General features: G+C 70.1%; 16 protein-coding genes and 5 tRNA genes. 15 read left to right on the top strand and 6 right to left on the bottom strand.

The genetic code is table 11. From position 1 onward, the window contains the following. Positions 1-368: 368 nt before the first annotated feature. From QHG49_RS10895 to QHG49_RS10865, 7 genes are all read left to right on the top strand, one after another. Complete coding sequence (locus tag QHG49_RS10895; protein WP_301489083.1) at positions 369-1,154, top strand: fumarylacetoacetate hydrolase family protein; 786 nt, start codon at positions 369-371, stop codon at positions 1,152-1,154. Continuing rightward, positions 1,147-2,637 carry a glutamate--tRNA ligase gene (gene gltX / locus QHG49_RS10890; protein ID WP_159705329.1) on the top strand — a complete coding sequence of 497 codons (1,491 nt, stop codon included), beginning with the start codon at positions 1,147-1,149 and terminating at the stop codon, positions 2,635-2,637. The genes QHG49_RS10895 and gltX overlap by 8 nt, the downstream gene beginning before the upstream one ends. Before the next feature lie 233 nt (positions 2,638-2,870). After that, positions 2,871-2,942, top strand: a tRNA-Gln gene (locus QHG49_RS10885). A 21-nt stretch (positions 2,943-2,963) separates the two neighbouring features. Next, positions 2,964-3,036: transfer RNA gene (locus QHG49_RS10880), tRNA-Glu, on the top strand. A gap of 29 nt (positions 3,037-3,065) precedes the next feature. Continuing rightward, positions 3,066-3,138 (top strand) — tRNA-Glu (locus QHG49_RS10875). Between the two features lie 20 nt (positions 3,139-3,158). Then, positions 3,159-3,230, top strand: a tRNA-Gln gene (locus tag QHG49_RS10870). A 28-nt stretch (positions 3,231-3,258) separates the two neighbouring features. Beyond that, positions 3,259-3,331: transfer RNA gene (locus tag QHG49_RS10865), tRNA-Glu, on the top strand. A gap of 75 nt (positions 3,332-3,406) precedes the next feature. Here QHG49_RS10865 and QHG49_RS10860 read toward each other — a convergent pair. After that, a complete protein-coding gene (locus QHG49_RS10860; RefSeq protein WP_301489080.1) occupies positions 3,407-4,051 on the bottom strand; it encodes a MerR family transcriptional regulator in 645 nt (214 codons plus the stop codon). Between the two features lie 58 nt (positions 4,052-4,109). Here QHG49_RS10860 and QHG49_RS10855 point away from each other — a divergent pair, with 58 nt between their 5' ends. After that, entirely contained in the window at positions 4,110-4,619 is a 510-nt protein-coding gene (locus QHG49_RS10855) for a DUF4188 domain-containing protein (RefSeq protein WP_370530452.1), read from the top strand. A gap of 63 nt (positions 4,620-4,682) precedes the next feature. Here the strand turns inward: QHG49_RS10855 and ndgR are convergent, their stop codons facing one another. Continuing rightward, entirely contained in the window at positions 4,683-5,399 is a 717-nt protein-coding gene (gene ndgR / locus QHG49_RS10850; protein WP_037654641.1) for an IclR family transcriptional regulator NdgR, read from the bottom strand. Between the two features lie 188 nt (positions 5,400-5,587). Between ndgR and leuC the strand changes: the two genes are divergently transcribed. The 4 genes from leuC (at position 5,588) to QHG49_RS10830 (ending at position 8,902) form a co-directional block, all read left to right on the top strand. Beyond that, the gene (gene leuC / locus QHG49_RS10845; protein WP_145485620.1) at positions 5,588-7,012 is read left to right on the top strand and encodes a 3-isopropylmalate dehydratase large subunit; all 1,425 of its coding nucleotides are present in this window, start codon (positions 5,588-5,590) and stop codon (positions 7,010-7,012) included. 5 nt (positions 7,013-7,017) lie between these two features. Beyond that, positions 7,018-7,611: a 3-isopropylmalate dehydratase small subunit gene (leuD, locus tag QHG49_RS10840; RefSeq protein ID WP_145485619.1), complete on the top strand. Its 594-nt coding sequence runs from the start codon at positions 7,018-7,020 to the stop codon at positions 7,609-7,611. Between the two features lie 276 nt (positions 7,612-7,887). Further along, positions 7,888-8,118 carry a hypothetical protein gene (locus QHG49_RS10835; RefSeq protein WP_037654633.1) on the top strand — a complete coding sequence of 77 codons (231 nt, stop codon included), beginning with the start codon at positions 7,888-7,890 and terminating at the stop codon, positions 8,116-8,118. A 136-nt stretch (positions 8,119-8,254) separates the two neighbouring features. Next, complete coding sequence (locus QHG49_RS10830; protein WP_301489071.1) at positions 8,255-8,902, top strand: HU family DNA-binding protein; 648 nt, start codon at positions 8,255-8,257, stop codon at positions 8,900-8,902. 147 nt (positions 8,903-9,049) lie between these two features. Here QHG49_RS10830 and QHG49_RS10825 read toward each other — a convergent pair whose 3' ends face one another. Together QHG49_RS10825 and cofC are read right to left on the bottom strand one after the other, a co-directional pair. Continuing rightward, entirely contained in the window at positions 9,050-9,253 is a 204-nt protein-coding gene (locus QHG49_RS10825) for a hypothetical protein (RefSeq protein WP_301489069.1), read from the bottom strand. Between the two features lie 98 nt (positions 9,254-9,351). Then, positions 9,352-9,993: a 2-phospho-L-lactate guanylyltransferase gene (gene cofC / locus QHG49_RS10820; RefSeq protein WP_301489058.1), complete on the bottom strand. Its 642-nt coding sequence runs from the start codon at positions 9,991-9,993 to the stop codon at positions 9,352-9,354. Positions 9,994-10,157: 164 nt separating this feature from the next. On the opposite strand from cofC, the gene QHG49_RS10815 reads away from it, so the two are divergent. The 3 genes from QHG49_RS10815 to QHG49_RS10805 all read left to right on the top strand — a co-directional run bounded on the left by QHG49_RS10815 (position 10,158) and on the right by QHG49_RS10805 (position 13,214). Beyond that, positions 10,158-10,928 carry a 1-acyl-sn-glycerol-3-phosphate acyltransferase gene (locus QHG49_RS10815; RefSeq protein ID WP_145485615.1) on the top strand — a complete coding sequence of 257 codons (771 nt, stop codon included), beginning with the start codon at positions 10,158-10,160 and terminating at the stop codon, positions 10,926-10,928. Further along, a complete protein-coding gene (locus QHG49_RS10810) occupies positions 10,925-11,935 on the top strand; it encodes an NAD(P)H-dependent glycerol-3-phosphate dehydrogenase (RefSeq protein WP_159705341.1) in 1,011 nt (336 codons plus the stop codon). Before QHG49_RS10815 ends, QHG49_RS10810 begins: the two co-directional genes overlap by 4 nt. A gap of 124 nt (positions 11,936-12,059) precedes the next feature. Continuing rightward, on the top strand, positions 12,060-13,214 hold the full coding sequence (locus QHG49_RS10805) for a D-alanine--D-alanine ligase family protein (protein WP_159705344.1): 1,155 nt from the start codon (positions 12,060-12,062) through the stop codon (positions 13,212-13,214). Positions 13,215-13,226: 12 nt separating this feature from the next. Here the strand turns inward: QHG49_RS10805 and QHG49_RS10800 are convergent, their stop codons facing one another. Both QHG49_RS10800 and QHG49_RS10795 read right to left on the bottom strand, forming a co-directional pair. Next, complete coding sequence (locus QHG49_RS10800; protein WP_145485612.1) at positions 13,227-13,757, bottom strand: DUF3515 domain-containing protein; 531 nt, start codon at positions 13,755-13,757, stop codon at positions 13,227-13,229. A 20-nt stretch (positions 13,758-13,777) separates the two neighbouring features. Further along, positions 13,778-14,011 carry an Lrp/AsnC family transcriptional regulator gene (locus QHG49_RS10795; protein ID WP_037654619.1) on the bottom strand — a complete coding sequence of 78 codons (234 nt, stop codon included), beginning with the start codon at positions 14,009-14,011 and terminating at the stop codon, positions 13,778-13,780. Between the last annotated feature and the right edge of the window lie 183 nt (positions 14,012-14,194).

Genomic DNA, 14,194 nt, shown 5'->3' with positions numbered 1-14,194 from the left:
GATCACCCGACGGCGATGATCTTCCGGGCCGCGCTCGTCTTTTCGGCGGCCCCCGCGACGGGCCGCACATGTTTTCCAGCGCATTCGCGCCGTCGCGTTTATCGGGTACGGCGACGGCGGGCGCCGTAGCCGTCCCGGTCCCCGCCACCCGACCCGGGCGGACGGCGTCACCGCAGGTCAGCGGCGCGAGCAGGGTGCGACACCACTGCGTCGGCGGCCCCGAAAACACCGGAAACGGGAATTCCCCTTAAGCGCATAAGGGCCCCGGAAAAGCCCTTCGCCATGCCCTCCCGGCCGAACATCGCGCCGCCCGACCGGTTAACCTTGGGCGTCAGTACGCCGGTTCTCAGTGAGGGGCGCAAGCACCCGTGCGCATCGCCAGGTTCTCCATCGACGGGAACGTAGCCTTCGGCGCGGTCGAGGGCGACAGGGAGGACGAACTCGTCCTCGACATCATCAAGGGCATCCCCTTCGCCGACCACGAGCTGTCCGGCACCAAGGTGCCGCTGAGCAAGGTCAGGCTGCTCCCGCCGGTCCTCCCCAACAAGGTCGTGGCCTTCGGCCGCAACTACGCCGAACACGCGCGGGAGCTGGGCAACGAGGTGCCCGAGGTCCCGTTCGCCTTCTTCAAGCCGTCCACCTCGGTGATCGGCCCCGGGGACGAGATCCGCTACCCCTCGTTCACCGAGGAACTGCACCACGAGGCCGAGCTGGCCGTCGTCATCGGCCGCATGTGCCGCGAGGTGCCCCGGGAGCGCGTCAAGGACGTGATCTTCGGCTACACCTGCGCCAACGACATCACCGCGCGTGACGTCCAGCGCCGCGAGAAGCAGTGGGCCCGGGCCAAGGGCTTCGACAGCTCCTGCCCGCTCGGCCCCTGGGTGGAGACCGACCTCGACCTCGCCAGGGCCAACGACCTCACCGTGCAGCTCACCGTCAACGGCGAGCAGCGCCAGCTGGGCCGCACCAGCGAGATGATCCACCCCATCGAGGACCTGATCGTCAACATCACCGAGGCCATGACGCTGCTGCCCGGCGACGTCATCCTCACCGGCACCCCGGCAGGGGTCGGCCCCCTGAACGCCGGCGACGACGTCGCCGTCACCATCGAAGGCATCGGCACTCTCACCAACAAGGTTGTCAAGCGTGGCTAGCGCACCCTCCTCCCCGTCTCCCGTCCGCGTCCGTTTCTGCCCCTCGCCCACCGGTAACCCCCACGTGGGCCTGGTCCGCACCGCCCTGTTCAACTGGGCGTTCGCCCGGCACCACCAGGGCACCCTGGTCTTCCGTATCGAGGACACCGACGCGGCCCGCGACTCCGAGGAGTCCTACAACCAGCTGCTCGACTCGATGCGCTGGCTCGGCTTCGACTGGGACGAGGGCCCCGAGGTCGGCGGCCCGCACGCGCCGTACCGGCAGTCGCAGCGCATGGACATCTACGCCGACGTCGCGCGCAAGCTCCTGGACGGCGGGTACGCCTACCGCTGCTACTGCTCCCAGGAGGAGCTGGACTCCCGCCGCGAGGCCGCCCGCGCCGCCGGCAAGCCCTCCGGCTACGACGGCCACTGCCGCGACCTGTCCGCCGAGCAGGTCGAGCGGTACGAGGCCGAGGGCCGGCAGCCGATCGTCCGGTTCCGGATGCCCGACGAGACGATCACCTTCCACGACCTGGTGCGCGGCGAGCTGACCTTCACCCCGGAGAACGTGCCGGACTACGGCATCGTGCGCGCCAACGGCGCCCCGCTGTACACGCTGGTCAACCCCGTCGACGACGCGCTGATGGACATCACGCACGTGCTGCGCGGCGAGGACCTGCTCTCCTCCACCCCGCGCCAGATCGCGCTGTACAAGGCGCTGACCGAGCTGGGCATCGCCCAGCGCACCCCGGCCTTCGGCCATCTGCCGTACGTGATGGGCGAGGGCAACAAGAAGCTCTCCAAGCGCGACCCGCAGTCCTCGCTGAACCTCTACCGCGAGCGCGGCTTCCTGCCCGAGGGCCTGCTCAACTACCTGTCCCTGCTGGGCTGGTCGCTCTCCGCGGACAAGGACATCTTCACGATCGAGGAGATGGTCGCGGCCTTCGAGATCTCCGACGTGAACCCCAACCCGGCGCGCTTCGACCTGAAGAAGTGCGAGGCGATCAACGCCGACCACATCCGGCTGCTGGATGTGAAGGAGTTCACCGAGCGCTGCCGTACCTGGCTGAAGGCCCCGTTCGCCCCCTGGGCGCCGGAGGCGTTCGACGAGGCCAAGTGGGAGGCCATCGCCCCGCACGCCCAGACCCGGCTGAAGGTGCTCTCCGAGATCACCGAGAACGTCGACTTCCTGTTCCTGCCGGAGCCGGTCTTCGACGAGGCGTCCTGGACCAAGGCGATGAAGGAGGGCAGCGACGCCCTGCTGCGCACGGCCCGCGAGAAGCTGGAAGCCGCGGACTGGACGTCGCCCGAGTCCCTCAAGGAGGCCGTCCTGGCCGCCGGCGAGGCCCACGGCCTCAAGCTCGGCAAGGCGCAGGCCCCGGTCCGCGTCGCCGTCACCGGCCGCACCGTCGGCCTCCCGCTCTTCGAGTCCCTGGAGATCCTGGGCAAGGAGACGACCCTGGCCCGCATCGACGCGGCCCTGACGAGGCTCACCGCGTAAGGCTCCCCGCACGACGCAGGGGCGGCACCCGGAACTCCGGGTGCCGCCCCTGTCGCGTCGCGCACCCCGTCGCGGGCCTGTCCGAACTCCCCGGGCCGCTCCGCTCGGATACTCGTTTTGGAGCCCCGTCCACCTTCGGGTAATGTTCTTCCTGCGCCGAGGGGAACGGGCCGAAAGGCCGGAAACCCGAGGAGCAGACTAGAACAAGAACCCCTCAGGGGGTTGAGTTCCAGTGGCCTATGGTGTAATTGGCAGCACGACTGATTCTGGTTCAGTTAGTCTTGGTTCGAGTCCAGGTAGGCCAGCTCGCAGAGCTTATCTGCAAAGCCCCCGTTGTGTAGCGGCCTAGCACGCTGCCCTCTCAAGGCAGTAGCGCCGGTTCGAATCCGGTCGGGGGTACTGATCCTGATCTTGTCGGGATCGCTAGGGCCCCCGTTGTGTAGCGGCCTAGCACGCCGCCCTCTCAAGGCGGTAGCGCCGGTTCGAATCCGGTCGGGGGTACGACTGGTCTAAACCATCATTGGTCTATGGTGTAATTGGCAGCACGACTGATTCTGGTTCAGTTAGTCTTGGTTCGAGTCCAGGTAGACCAGCTCGGACCTGCGGAAACGCAGCGTCCAGGCCCCCGTTGTGTAGCGGCCTAGCACGCCGCCCTCTCAAGGCGGTAGCGCCGGTTCGAATCCGGTCGGGGGTACATCACAGGGAAGGCCCTCCACCTCGGTGGAGGGCCTTCGCCGTTTCCGACAACCGGTCCCGGTCCCGGCCCCGCTCACTCGAAGCCGTACCGCCGCGTCGTCTCCTCCTCCTGCGCGAGCCGGTGCAGCGCCCGCAGCACCGGCTCGTTGAGGATCGCCCCCAGGATCGCGAACTCGATCCGCTCCGCCCCCGGCGGCAGCGTCTCCATTTTGTCCAGGTCGAGCACGGCCGTGCGGTGCATCAACTCCGCGTACGGCGCGAGCTGTTCGGCCCCCCAGTCGTAACCGAGGCGGCGGAACGCGGCCACCGTCACCACCAGCGAGCGGTACGCGGGGGAGAGGGCCGCGAGGCACTGGGCGTTCTCCCAGCCGAGCCGGTCCACCAGCGCCGCGACCTCCTCGTGCGCGGCCCGCACGTACGCGTCGTCCTCGTCCGGCTCCGGCACCTGCGGCAGCGCCCACAGCGCGGCGCCCAGCCGGATCGAGCTGCCCAGGGACTCGTCGTCCACATGCCCGAGCACCTCGCGCACCTTCGCCACCGGCAGCCGCCCGACCTGGACCATCGCCCGCACCAGCCGCAGCCGGCGCAGATGCTCCTCGTCGTACTCCGCCGTGGTCGCGTTCAGCTGCCGGCCCGGCGGCAACAGGCCCTCGCGCAGGTAGTACTTGATCGTCGCGGTGGAGACCCCGCTGCGTCTGCTCAGTTCGGCCAGCCGCATGTCTTGCGCCCCTTCTTGGATAAGAGCACTATCCAAGCACGCGATGAAGGGGGAGGCCATGGTGTCCCGTACGACCGCCGACGCGAAGGGCGATGTCGTCGTCCTGCTGATCGGCATGCGCATCAACCGCTTCCGGGCGGTGCATCTGTGGGTGCCCGCGATGTACGCCATGCTCCGCATGCTGCGTGACCTGGCGCGGGACCCTGAGCGGGGGCTGCGGGAGAAGGTGCTGCTGACGGCGTCGCCGCGCACGTACTACGTCGTGCAGTACTGGGAGTCCAAGGAGAAGCTGTACGCCTATGCCACCGCGCCCGACGCCTTCCATCACAAGGTCTGGGCCCGGATCAACCGGATGGAGCGGGCCGGGAAGCCGCGCGGTCAGGTGGGGATCTGGCACGAGGCGTATGTCGTGCCCGAGGGGTCGTACGAGTCGATCTACGCGGACATGCCGGCGTTCGGGCTGGCGGCGGCGCACGGGCAGGTGCCGCTCGCCGCGCGCGGGCGTTACGCGAAGGACCGGTTCGCCCACCGGTCGGCGCCGGCGCCGGCGGGGGAGAAGAGCGCCTGAGACCGGTTGCCGAGCCCCTCGTGGGTCCGCCGCGGCGTTGAGGCGGACCCACGAGGACAACGCTCAGCCCGTGCGGCGCAGGGCCTCCGAGAGGCGGGTCGCGGCGTCGATGACGGCCTGGGCGTGCATACGGCCCGGGTGGCGCGTCAGGCGCTCGATCGGGCCGGAGACGGAGACGGCGGCCACCACGCGGTTGGAGGGGCCGCGCACCGGGGCCGAGACGGACGCGACGCCCGGCTCGCGCTCGCCGATGGACTGCGCCCAGCCGCGCCGCCGCACACCCGACAGGGCCGTCGCCGTGAAGCGGGCGCCCTGCAGGCCGCGGTGCAGCCGCTCGGGCTCCTCCCAGGCCATCAGGATCTGTGCCGAGGAACCGGCCTTCATCGTGAGCGTGGAGCCGACCGGGACGGTGTCCCGCAGACCGGACAGCCGTTCCGCCGCGGCCACGCAGATCCGCATGTCACCCTGGCGGCGATAGAGCTGCGCGCTCTCGCCGGTGACATCACGCAGGTGCGTGAGCACGGGGCCCGCCGTCGCCAGCAGACGGTCCTCGCCCGCCGCCGCGGCCAGCTCCGCGAGGCGCGGTCCGAGGATGAACCGGCCCTGCATGTCGCGTGCCACCATGCGGTGGTGTTCCAGGGCCACGGCCAGGCGGTGGGCCGTGGGTCGTGCCAGTCCGGTGGCTCCGACCAGACCCGCGAGGGTGGCCGGACCGGACTCCAGAGCGCTCAGGACGAGGGCCGCCTTGTCCAGAACGCCGACGCCGCTACTGTTGTCCATGCAACGATACTCACGTCTCACTCTGTGAAACGCAAGTTCAATTTTCCTCGGAACGCGCCACTCTGGATGAACACGGCGGCCCGTCCATCGACGGGCCCGGCGGCGGACGCCCGGGAACAGGGGTGCGGGCGCCGCCCTCAAGATCTCTAGTTGGGTCGGCGCGCACGTGCCGGCCTGGAGGGAAAGCGATGGGTAGGACACTCGCGGAAAAGGTCTGGGACGACCACGTCGTCCGGCGCGCCCAGGGCGAGCCCGACCTCCTCTACATCGATCTGCACCTGCTCCACGAGGTGACCAGCCCGCAGGCCTTCGACGGGCTGCGCCAGAACGGCCGCCAGGTGCGCCGCCTCGACCTCACCATCGCGACCGAGGACCACAACACCCCCACCCTCGACATCGACAAGCCGATCGCCGACCCGGTCTCGCGCGCCCAGCTGGAGACGCTGCGCAAGAACTGCGCCGAGTTCGGGGTGCGGCTGCACCCGCTGGGCGACGTCGAACAGGGCGTCGTGCACGTGGTCGGCCCCCAGCTGGGCCTGACCCAGCCCGGTACGACCGTGGTGTGCGGCGACTCCCACACCTCCACGCACGGCGCGTTCGGCGCGCTGGCGTTCGGCATCGGCACCTCCCAGGTCGAGCATGTGCTGGCCACCCAGACGCTGCCGATGGTCCGCCCCAGGACCATGGCGATCACCGTGGACGGCGAACTGCCCGAGGGCGTCAGCGCCAAGGACCTGATCCTGGCGATCATCGCGCGGATCGGCACCGGCGGCGGCCAGGGCTATGTCCTGGAGTACCGCGGCTCCGCCATCGAGAAGCTCTCGATGGAGGCCCGGATGACCATCTGCAACATGTCGATCGAGGCCGGCGCCCGCGCGGGCATGATCGCCCCCGACGAGACCACCTTCGAGTACCTCAAGGGCCGCCCGCACGCCCCCGAGGGCGCCGAGTGGGACGCGGCCGTCGCGTACTGGAGGACGCTGCGCACGGACGACGACGCGGAATTCGACGCCGAGGTCGTCATCGACGCCGCCGCGCTGTCCCCGTTCGTCACCTGGGGCACCAACCCCGGCCAGGGCGCGCCGCTTTCGGCACAGGTCCCCGATCCGGCTTCGTACGAAGACGCATCGGAGCGCCTGGCCGCCGAAAAGGCCCTGGAATACATGGGGTTGGAGGCCGGAGCGCCGCTGCGCTCCATCAAGGTGGACACCGTCTTCGTAGGTTCGTGCACCAACGGCCGCATCGAGGACCTGCGCAATGTCGCCGCGATCCTGAAGGACCGCAAAGTCGCCGACGGTGTACGGATGCTGGTCGTGCCGGGCTCCGCGCGGGTCGGTCTCCAGGCGGCCGCCGAGGGCCTGGACGTGGTCTTCAAGGACGCCGGCGCCGAGTGGCGGTACGCGGGCTGCTCGATGTGCCTGGGCATGAACCCGGACCAGCTGGCCCCGGGCGAGCGCTCCGCCTCCACCTCCAACCGCAACTTCGAGGGCCGGCAGGGCAAGGGCGGTCGTACCCACCTGGTGTCGCCGCAGGTCGCGGCGGCCACCGCCGTCCTGGGCCACCTGGCCGCCCCGGCCGACCTGACCGACGACCGTACGCCCGCTGGAGTCTGAGAACGATGGAAGCCTTCACCACCCACACCGGCCGGGCCGTCCCGCTGCGCCGCGGCAACGTCGACACCGACCAGATCATCCCCGCCCACTGGCTCAAGAAGGTGACCCGGGACGGGTTCGAGGACGGGCTCTTCGAGGCCTGGCGCAAGGATCCCGAGTTCGTCCTCAACCGCCCGGAGCGGCAGGGTGCCACCGTGCTGGTCGCGGGCCCCGACTTCGGCACCGGCTCCTCCCGTGAGCACGCCGTCTGGGCGCTCCAGAACTACGGCTTCAAGACCGTGATCTCCTCCCGGTTCGCGGACATCTTCCGTGGTAACTCGCTGAAGAACGGCCTGCTCACCGTGGTTCTGGAGCAGAAGATCGTGGACGCGCTGTGGGAGCTGACCGAGGCCGACCCGAGTGCCGAGATCACGGTGGACCTCGAAGCGCGCGAGGTGCGGGCCGAGGGCGTCACCGCCTCCTTCGAGCTGGACGAGAACTCCCGCTGGCGGCTGCTGAACGGCCTGGACGACATCTCCATCACCCTCCGGAACGAGGCCGACATCGCCGCGTACGAGCAGCGGCGGCCCGCCTACAAGCCGCAGACCCTCCAGGGCTGACCCGGTAGGCTGCCCCGGATCCCGCGAGGGTCGGGTTTCGGCCACCCAACAGACCCCTCTGTACCCCCGATCGCCCCGATCGGGGGTACAGGCATGTCGGGGCCCCCGCGGACCCCTCTGGCTCAGGGGATCTTCTCAACTTCCCGTGTTATGAAGGGCGTTGGGAGGGTAGGTGAGGCAGAGGTTCGCGCCGTCCGCAAGGCCCTGGAAGGCCATTTGTGGCGGGAGTTGCCCCCTGGGCAGGCGACAACTCGCCCCAGATGGCACAATCTGTGCATGGGACACGACGGCCAACTCCAGCTCTATGCGGCGGTCGCGAACCAACTCAAGGAAGCGCACGCAAGAGTGCGCGCACTGCAAGTCCCGGAGGGCGTACGGATGGCGCTGACCCGGAAGCTGCTGGTCATTACGGCCGCGGCCAAGCACGATCTCGCCGGTGCGGCAAGGCGGCTTGAGCGGTTCACCGCGGACCTCGACGAGGGACGGATCCCCGACGAGGACCGCTGAACAGCCCGAGAACGCCGAGTCCGTTGCGGCACAAGGGTGATAAGCCCGTTTCGTGTTTGATTTGCGGTATATATCTGCCTAACGTGCGAAAAAGCTTGAACACATTCGTTCTGGCGATGTCTCCGAAGGGGAAGACGTGAACAAGGCGCAGCTCGTAGAAACGATTGCCGAGAAGGTTGGCGGCCGCCAGCAGGCGGCGGAAGCCGTCGATCATGTTCTGGACGCCATCGTCCGCGCGGTCGTCGCGGGCGAGCGGGTCTCGGTCACCGGTTTCGGGTCCTTCGAGAAGGTGGACCGCCCCGCCCGGTACGCCCGTAACCCCCAGACGGGCGAGCGGGTTCGGGTCAAGAAGACCTCCGTGCCGCGCTTCCGCGCCGGTCAGGGCTTCAAGGACCTGGTGAGCGGCTCGAAGAAGCTCCCGCGCGGTGGCGAGGTCTCGGTGAAGAAGGCGCCCAAGGGCAGCCTGACCGGGGGCGCCGCGGCGACGGTGAAGAAGGCCGCCGCGAAGAAGACCGCCAAGGCGGCCGCGAAGAAGACCACCACCGCCAAGAAGACGACGGCGAAGAAGACCACGGCCGCGGCGGCGAAGAAGACCACCGCGAAGAAGACCACCGCCAAGAAGGCCACGCCGGCGGCGAAGACCGCGACGGCGAAGAAGACCGCGACGGCGAAGAAGACCACGACGGCGAAGAAGGCCCCGGCGAAGAAGGTCACCGCGAAGAAGGCGCCGGCCAGGAAGTCCACGGCCCGCAAGACCACCGCGAAGAAGGCCACCGCGCGCTAGGGCCTCTCGTTCGGATCACGCCGGGCTCGCGGGCCCTGATCCAGCCTGATCCAACCGAAAGCCCCTAGGCGCAGGCCGTCGACCAGGGCACTCACGCGCCGGGCCGGACTCCCACCGGAGTCCGGCCCGCGGCGTGTGTAAGGGGAGTTACAGGGTCTGGAGCGTTACGAGGGTGATCCGCAGGGAGTCTTCGGCTCCCTCCGTCTCGATCCGCACGCGCTGCCCGGGCCGCAGCAGCCGCAGGCCGCCACGGTCGAACGCGGCGGTGTCGAAGGGCACGGGGGTGCCGTCGTCGAGCAGCACCTGCCCGCTCCGGGTGTCGCTGTCGTACGTGTACGCGGTGGCCTGCATGGGGTTCAGGGTAGTGCGTGCGGCCGTTCGGCCGCGGGCCCGTCGTGACTGATCGCGCCCACGCGGCGGAGCCGCACACCGATACGGCCCCGCGCCCCTTACGGGGGCCACTCGGCCGGCAAATACGCGCACGCCGCGGTCGTATACGGTCCGACCCCCAGCGCGAGCGCCGCCCGCAGGTCGTCCCCCGTATCGACGTCCTGCCGTACCGAATCCACACCCCCCAGCAGAAGTTCCGCCGCGCCGGACCCCCGGTGCCGCGTCCGTGACCCGGGGCCGAACAGCGGGTCCAATTCCCGGTCCGCACCGGCCGCCAGCAATGTCGTACCGACCCCCGCCGCGTCCGCGAGAAAAGCCCTGGGGAATTCGGCGGCGGCGCCCAGCGCCTGTGCCAGCTCGCCCGCCCGCAGCGCCGGCAGATCGGCGTTCAGCGCGGCCACGGCAACCCCCGGGCGTATCCGCCGTACCGCCCGCGCCCCGTGCGCCAGCGCCGCGTTCAGGCCCCGCGCCGGGGTGTCCGGGACGATGCGCGCGCCCAGCGCGGACAACTCGCGCCCGGCGCGGGGATCGTCCGTGACGACCACCACATCCGCGACCCCCGGACACGCGAGGCCCGCGGCCACCGTGTCCTGGGCGAACGCGAGGACCAGCCCGGGGCGCACCCCGTCCGCCGCGGTGTCCGCGAGCCTGCTCTTGGCCCGGGACAGGGGCTTCAGGGGGATGACCAACGACCACTGCACCGGCGTACCGCCCCTCTCTCGTCGCGATCATTGTCACCCGCAGCCGAGGGGCCCAGGCGTGTCGGGCGTACGGTGTTCTCGACAGACCGGCGCTCCGGGGCGACACTTGTGCGGCCCCCGCCGGGGTCAGTCCCCCGTGGATCCCCCTAGAGGAAGGTGTCCTTGTGCCCCGCCGCAGAATCGGCTTCTGGTACCGCTTCGCCGCGGTGATCTGCAAACCGCCGCTGGTGGTTCTGATCAAGCGGGACTGGCGTGGAATGGAGCACATTCCGGCCGAGGGCGGATTTATCACCGTGGTGAACCACAATTCCCACGTGGACCCCTTCGCATACGCGCACTATCAGTACAACACCGGCCGGGTTCCGCGATTCCTGGCGAAGAGCGGCCTTTTCAAGAAGGGAATCGTGGGCGCCGCCATGCGCGGCACCGGACAGATTCCCGTCTACCGCGAGTCCACGGACGCGCTGAGCGCCTTCCGCGCCGCGATCGACGCCGTGGAACGCGGTGAGTGCGTCGCCTTCTACCCCGAGGGCACCCTGACCCGCGACCCCGACGGCTGGCCGATGACCGGCAAGACCGGCGCCGCCCGCGTCGCCCTCCAGACCAAGTGCCCGGTGATCCCGGTCGCCCAGTGGGGCGCCAACGAACTGCTGCCGGCATATGCGAAGAAGCCGAAGATCTTCCCGCGCAAGACCCACCATGTGCTGGCGGGCCCGCCCGTGGACCTGTCGCGCTTCTACGACAAGGAGCTGACCCCGGACCTCCAGAAGCAGGCCACCGAGGTCATCATGGCGGCGATCACCCGCCTCCTGGAGGACATCCGCGGCGAGAAGGCGCCCGAGAAGCCGTACGACCCGCGCCGCGAGCGGATCGAGCAGCGGCGCCGGACGCAGGCGCAGGACAAGGGCAGGCAGGAAAAGGAGCAGAGCAAGTGAGCACGCCAGTGCGGGTGGCCGTCATGGGCACCGGTTCCTGGGGCACCGCCTTCGGCATGGTGCTCGCCGACGCCGGCTGTGACGTGACCCTGTGGGCCCGCCGGCCCGAGCTGGCCGAGGCGGTCAACTCCACCCGGATCAACCCCGACTACCTGGCCGGTGTGGAGCTCCCGGAGAACCTGCGCGCCACCGCGGACGCCGCCGAGGCGCTGCGCGACGCGGAGTTCACCGTCCTCGCCATCCCCTCCCAGACCCTGCGCCAGAACCTCGCCGAGTGGCTTCCGCTGCTCGCCCCGGACACCGTGCTGGTCTCCCTGATGAAGGGCGTCGAACTCGGCTCCGCGATGCGGATGAGCGAGGTCGTCGAGGACGTCGCCAAGGTGGGCCCGGAGCGCGTCGCCGTCGTCACCGGGCCCAACCTGGCCCGCGAGGTCGCCGCCCGGATGCCCGCCGCCGCCGTGGTGGCCTGCGCCGACGAGGCCGTGGCCCGGCGGCTCCAGGCCGCCTGCCACACGCCGTACTTCCGGCCGTACACCGAGACCGACGTGGTCGGCTGCGAGCTGGGCGGCGCGGTGAAGAACGTCATCGGGCTCGCCGTCGGCATCGCGGACGGCATGGGGCTCGGCGACAACGCCAAGGGCTCGCTGATCACCCGGGGCCTCGCGGAGACCGCGCGGCTCGGTGTCGTACTCGGCGCCGACCCGCTGACCTTCTCCGGTCTCGCCGGTCTCGGCGACCTGGTGGCCACCTGCTCCTCGCCGCTGTCGCGCAACCACACCTTCGGCACCAACCTCGGCAAGGGCATGACCCTGGAGGAGACCGTCGCGGTCACCCGGCAGACCGCGGAGGGCGTCAAGTCCTGCGAGTCCGTGCTGGATCTGGCCCGCAGGCACGGCGTCGACATGCCGATCGCCGAGACGGTCGTCGGCATCGTGCACGAGGGCAAGCCGCCGGTCGTCGCGCTCAGGGAGCTGATGTCGCGCAGCGCGAAGCCCGAACGACGCTGAGCGAAACCACGGGGACGCTGCGCGAAAACGCATGGACACGGTGCGAAATCCGCCCGTTTTTGTGCGTTCCGGGGCGGAGCCGACGCTGTATCCGGGCTCTGCCAACGGGTACTCTCAACGCGATATGAGCACCGAGAACCTTCCCCAGAGCCCTGAGCAGCCGCGCAAGCCCCGCGTGGCCGTCGTGTTCGGTGGCCGCAGCTCCGAACACGGGATCTCCGTGGTCACCGCCGGCGCCGTCCTCAAGGCCATCGACCGGACGAAGTACGACGTCCTGCCGATCGGCATCACCCGGGACGGCCGCTGGGCGCTGACGGCCGACGAGCCGGAGCGGATGGCCATCACCGACCGCGCCCTGCCCGCCGTCGAGGACCTGGCGGAGTCGCACGAGGGCGACGTGGTGCTCCCCGTCGCCCCCGCCAACCGCGAGGTCGTCTACAGCGAGCCCGGCTCCGTGCCCAAGGCGCTCGGCGAGGTCGACGTCGTCTTCCCGGTGCTGCACGGCCCCTACGGCGAGGACGGCACCCTCCAGGGCCTGCTGGAGCTGTCCGGAGTGCCGTACGTGGGCGCGGGCGTGCTCGCCTCGGCCGTCGGCCAGGACAAGGAGTACATGAAGCGGGTCTTCACCTCCTTCGGGCTCAAGGTCGGCCCCTACGTGGTGATCCGCCCCCGCGAGTGGCAGCAGGACCAGGCCGCCGCCCGCAGGAAGATCGTGGACTTCGCCGGCGAGCACGGCTGGCCGCTGTTCGTGAAGCCCGCGCGGGCCGGCTCCTCCATCGGCATCACCAAGGTCGACGGCCTGTCCGGCCTGGACGAGGCGATCGCCGAGGCCCAGTCGCACGACCCGAAGATCCTCATCGAGGCGGCCATCACCGGCCGTGAGATCGAGTGCGGCGTCCTGGAGTTCGAGGACGGCCCGCGGGCCTCGGTCCCGGCGGAGATCCCGCCGCCGGACGCGCACGCGTACTACGACTTCGAGGCCAAGTACATCGACTCCACGCCCGGTATCGTCCCGGCGCCGCTCACCGAGGCGGAGACCGCCGAGATCCGGCGGCTCGCGGTGGACGCGTTCGAGGCGGCGTCCTGCGAGGGGCTGGTGCGCGCGGACTTCTTCCTCACCGAGGACGGGGAGTTCGTGATCAACGAGATCAACACGCTGCCCGGGTTCACCCCGATCTCGATGTACCCGCAGATGTGGCAGGCGACCGGGGTCGGCTACCCCGAGCTGATCGACCTGCTGGTGCAGGCCGCGCTGCGCAGGTCCACCGGACTGCGCTGAGCGGACGAGCGGTCAGCCGCGCATGGAGGCCATCCCCACGGGGATGGCCTTCTTCACGGCCGCGGCCAGATCCTCCAGCACCTGGGTGCTGTCGTCCGGCCCCGACAGCTTCTTCGGCAGGGTCACCTGGACATACGCCTTGCGGTTCGCCGTCGTGAAGCGCCAGGTGCCGTCGCCCTGCTTCTCCATCAGCCAGTCCACACCGTTGACCCCGCCCGCGATCGCGTCGGGGTCCTGGCCCTGGGCCACCTTGGGGTCGATCATCTTCGGCGGCCGGACGATCCCGCAGCGCAGTATGATCGCCGGGTTTCCCCAGCCCGCCGTGTAGACGGACCGGGGCTCGGGGTCGGCGCGCCGCTGCCCGTCCACCTCGGCCGGCAGCGCCGGGTGCAGACCCCGGCACAGCGGGGCGGTCTTCGCGTCGGGACGGGGAACCGCGACCGTGGCGCTGTCGTCCGCGGTGCAGCCCGCGACCGCGAGCAGCAGGACCGGCGCGGACAGGGCGGCGAGCAGGGCGGGGGGCCGGTGACGGAAGAAGTTCACCGGCCAAGCGTAGACGGGGGCTACAGATGCACGACCGGACAGGTCAGGGTGCGGGTGATGCCGTCCACTTGCTGGACCTTGGCGACCACCATGCGACCGAGTTCGTCGACGGTCTCGGACTGGGCGCGCACGATGACGTCGTACGGACCCGTGACGTCCTCGGCCTGGATCACTCCAGGGATCTTGCTGATGGTCTCGGCGACGGTCGACGCCTTGCCGACCTCCGTCTGGATCAGGATGTACGCCTGTACCACGGAACCTCCAGGGCGGCCACGAGGATCATGTGGGGAAAAGGAACGCCACGGTATCGCGTCGCCGCTCCCCGCGGGGAGACCTGCGGGAACCGGGCTTTCGCGCCAGGGTGCAGGCACGACGGAAGTTGACGGTCGTCCGGGACCGTAACGGCGGTCGTCCCCGACCGCGTCGGGGTCATCTCG

This window comes from Streptomyces sp. WP-1 (assembly GCF_030450125.1).
GTDB lineage: Bacteria > Actinomycetota > Actinomycetes > Streptomycetales > Streptomycetaceae > Streptomyces > Streptomyces incarnatus.
This window is presented reverse-complemented; position numbering and strand designations above follow the sequence as displayed.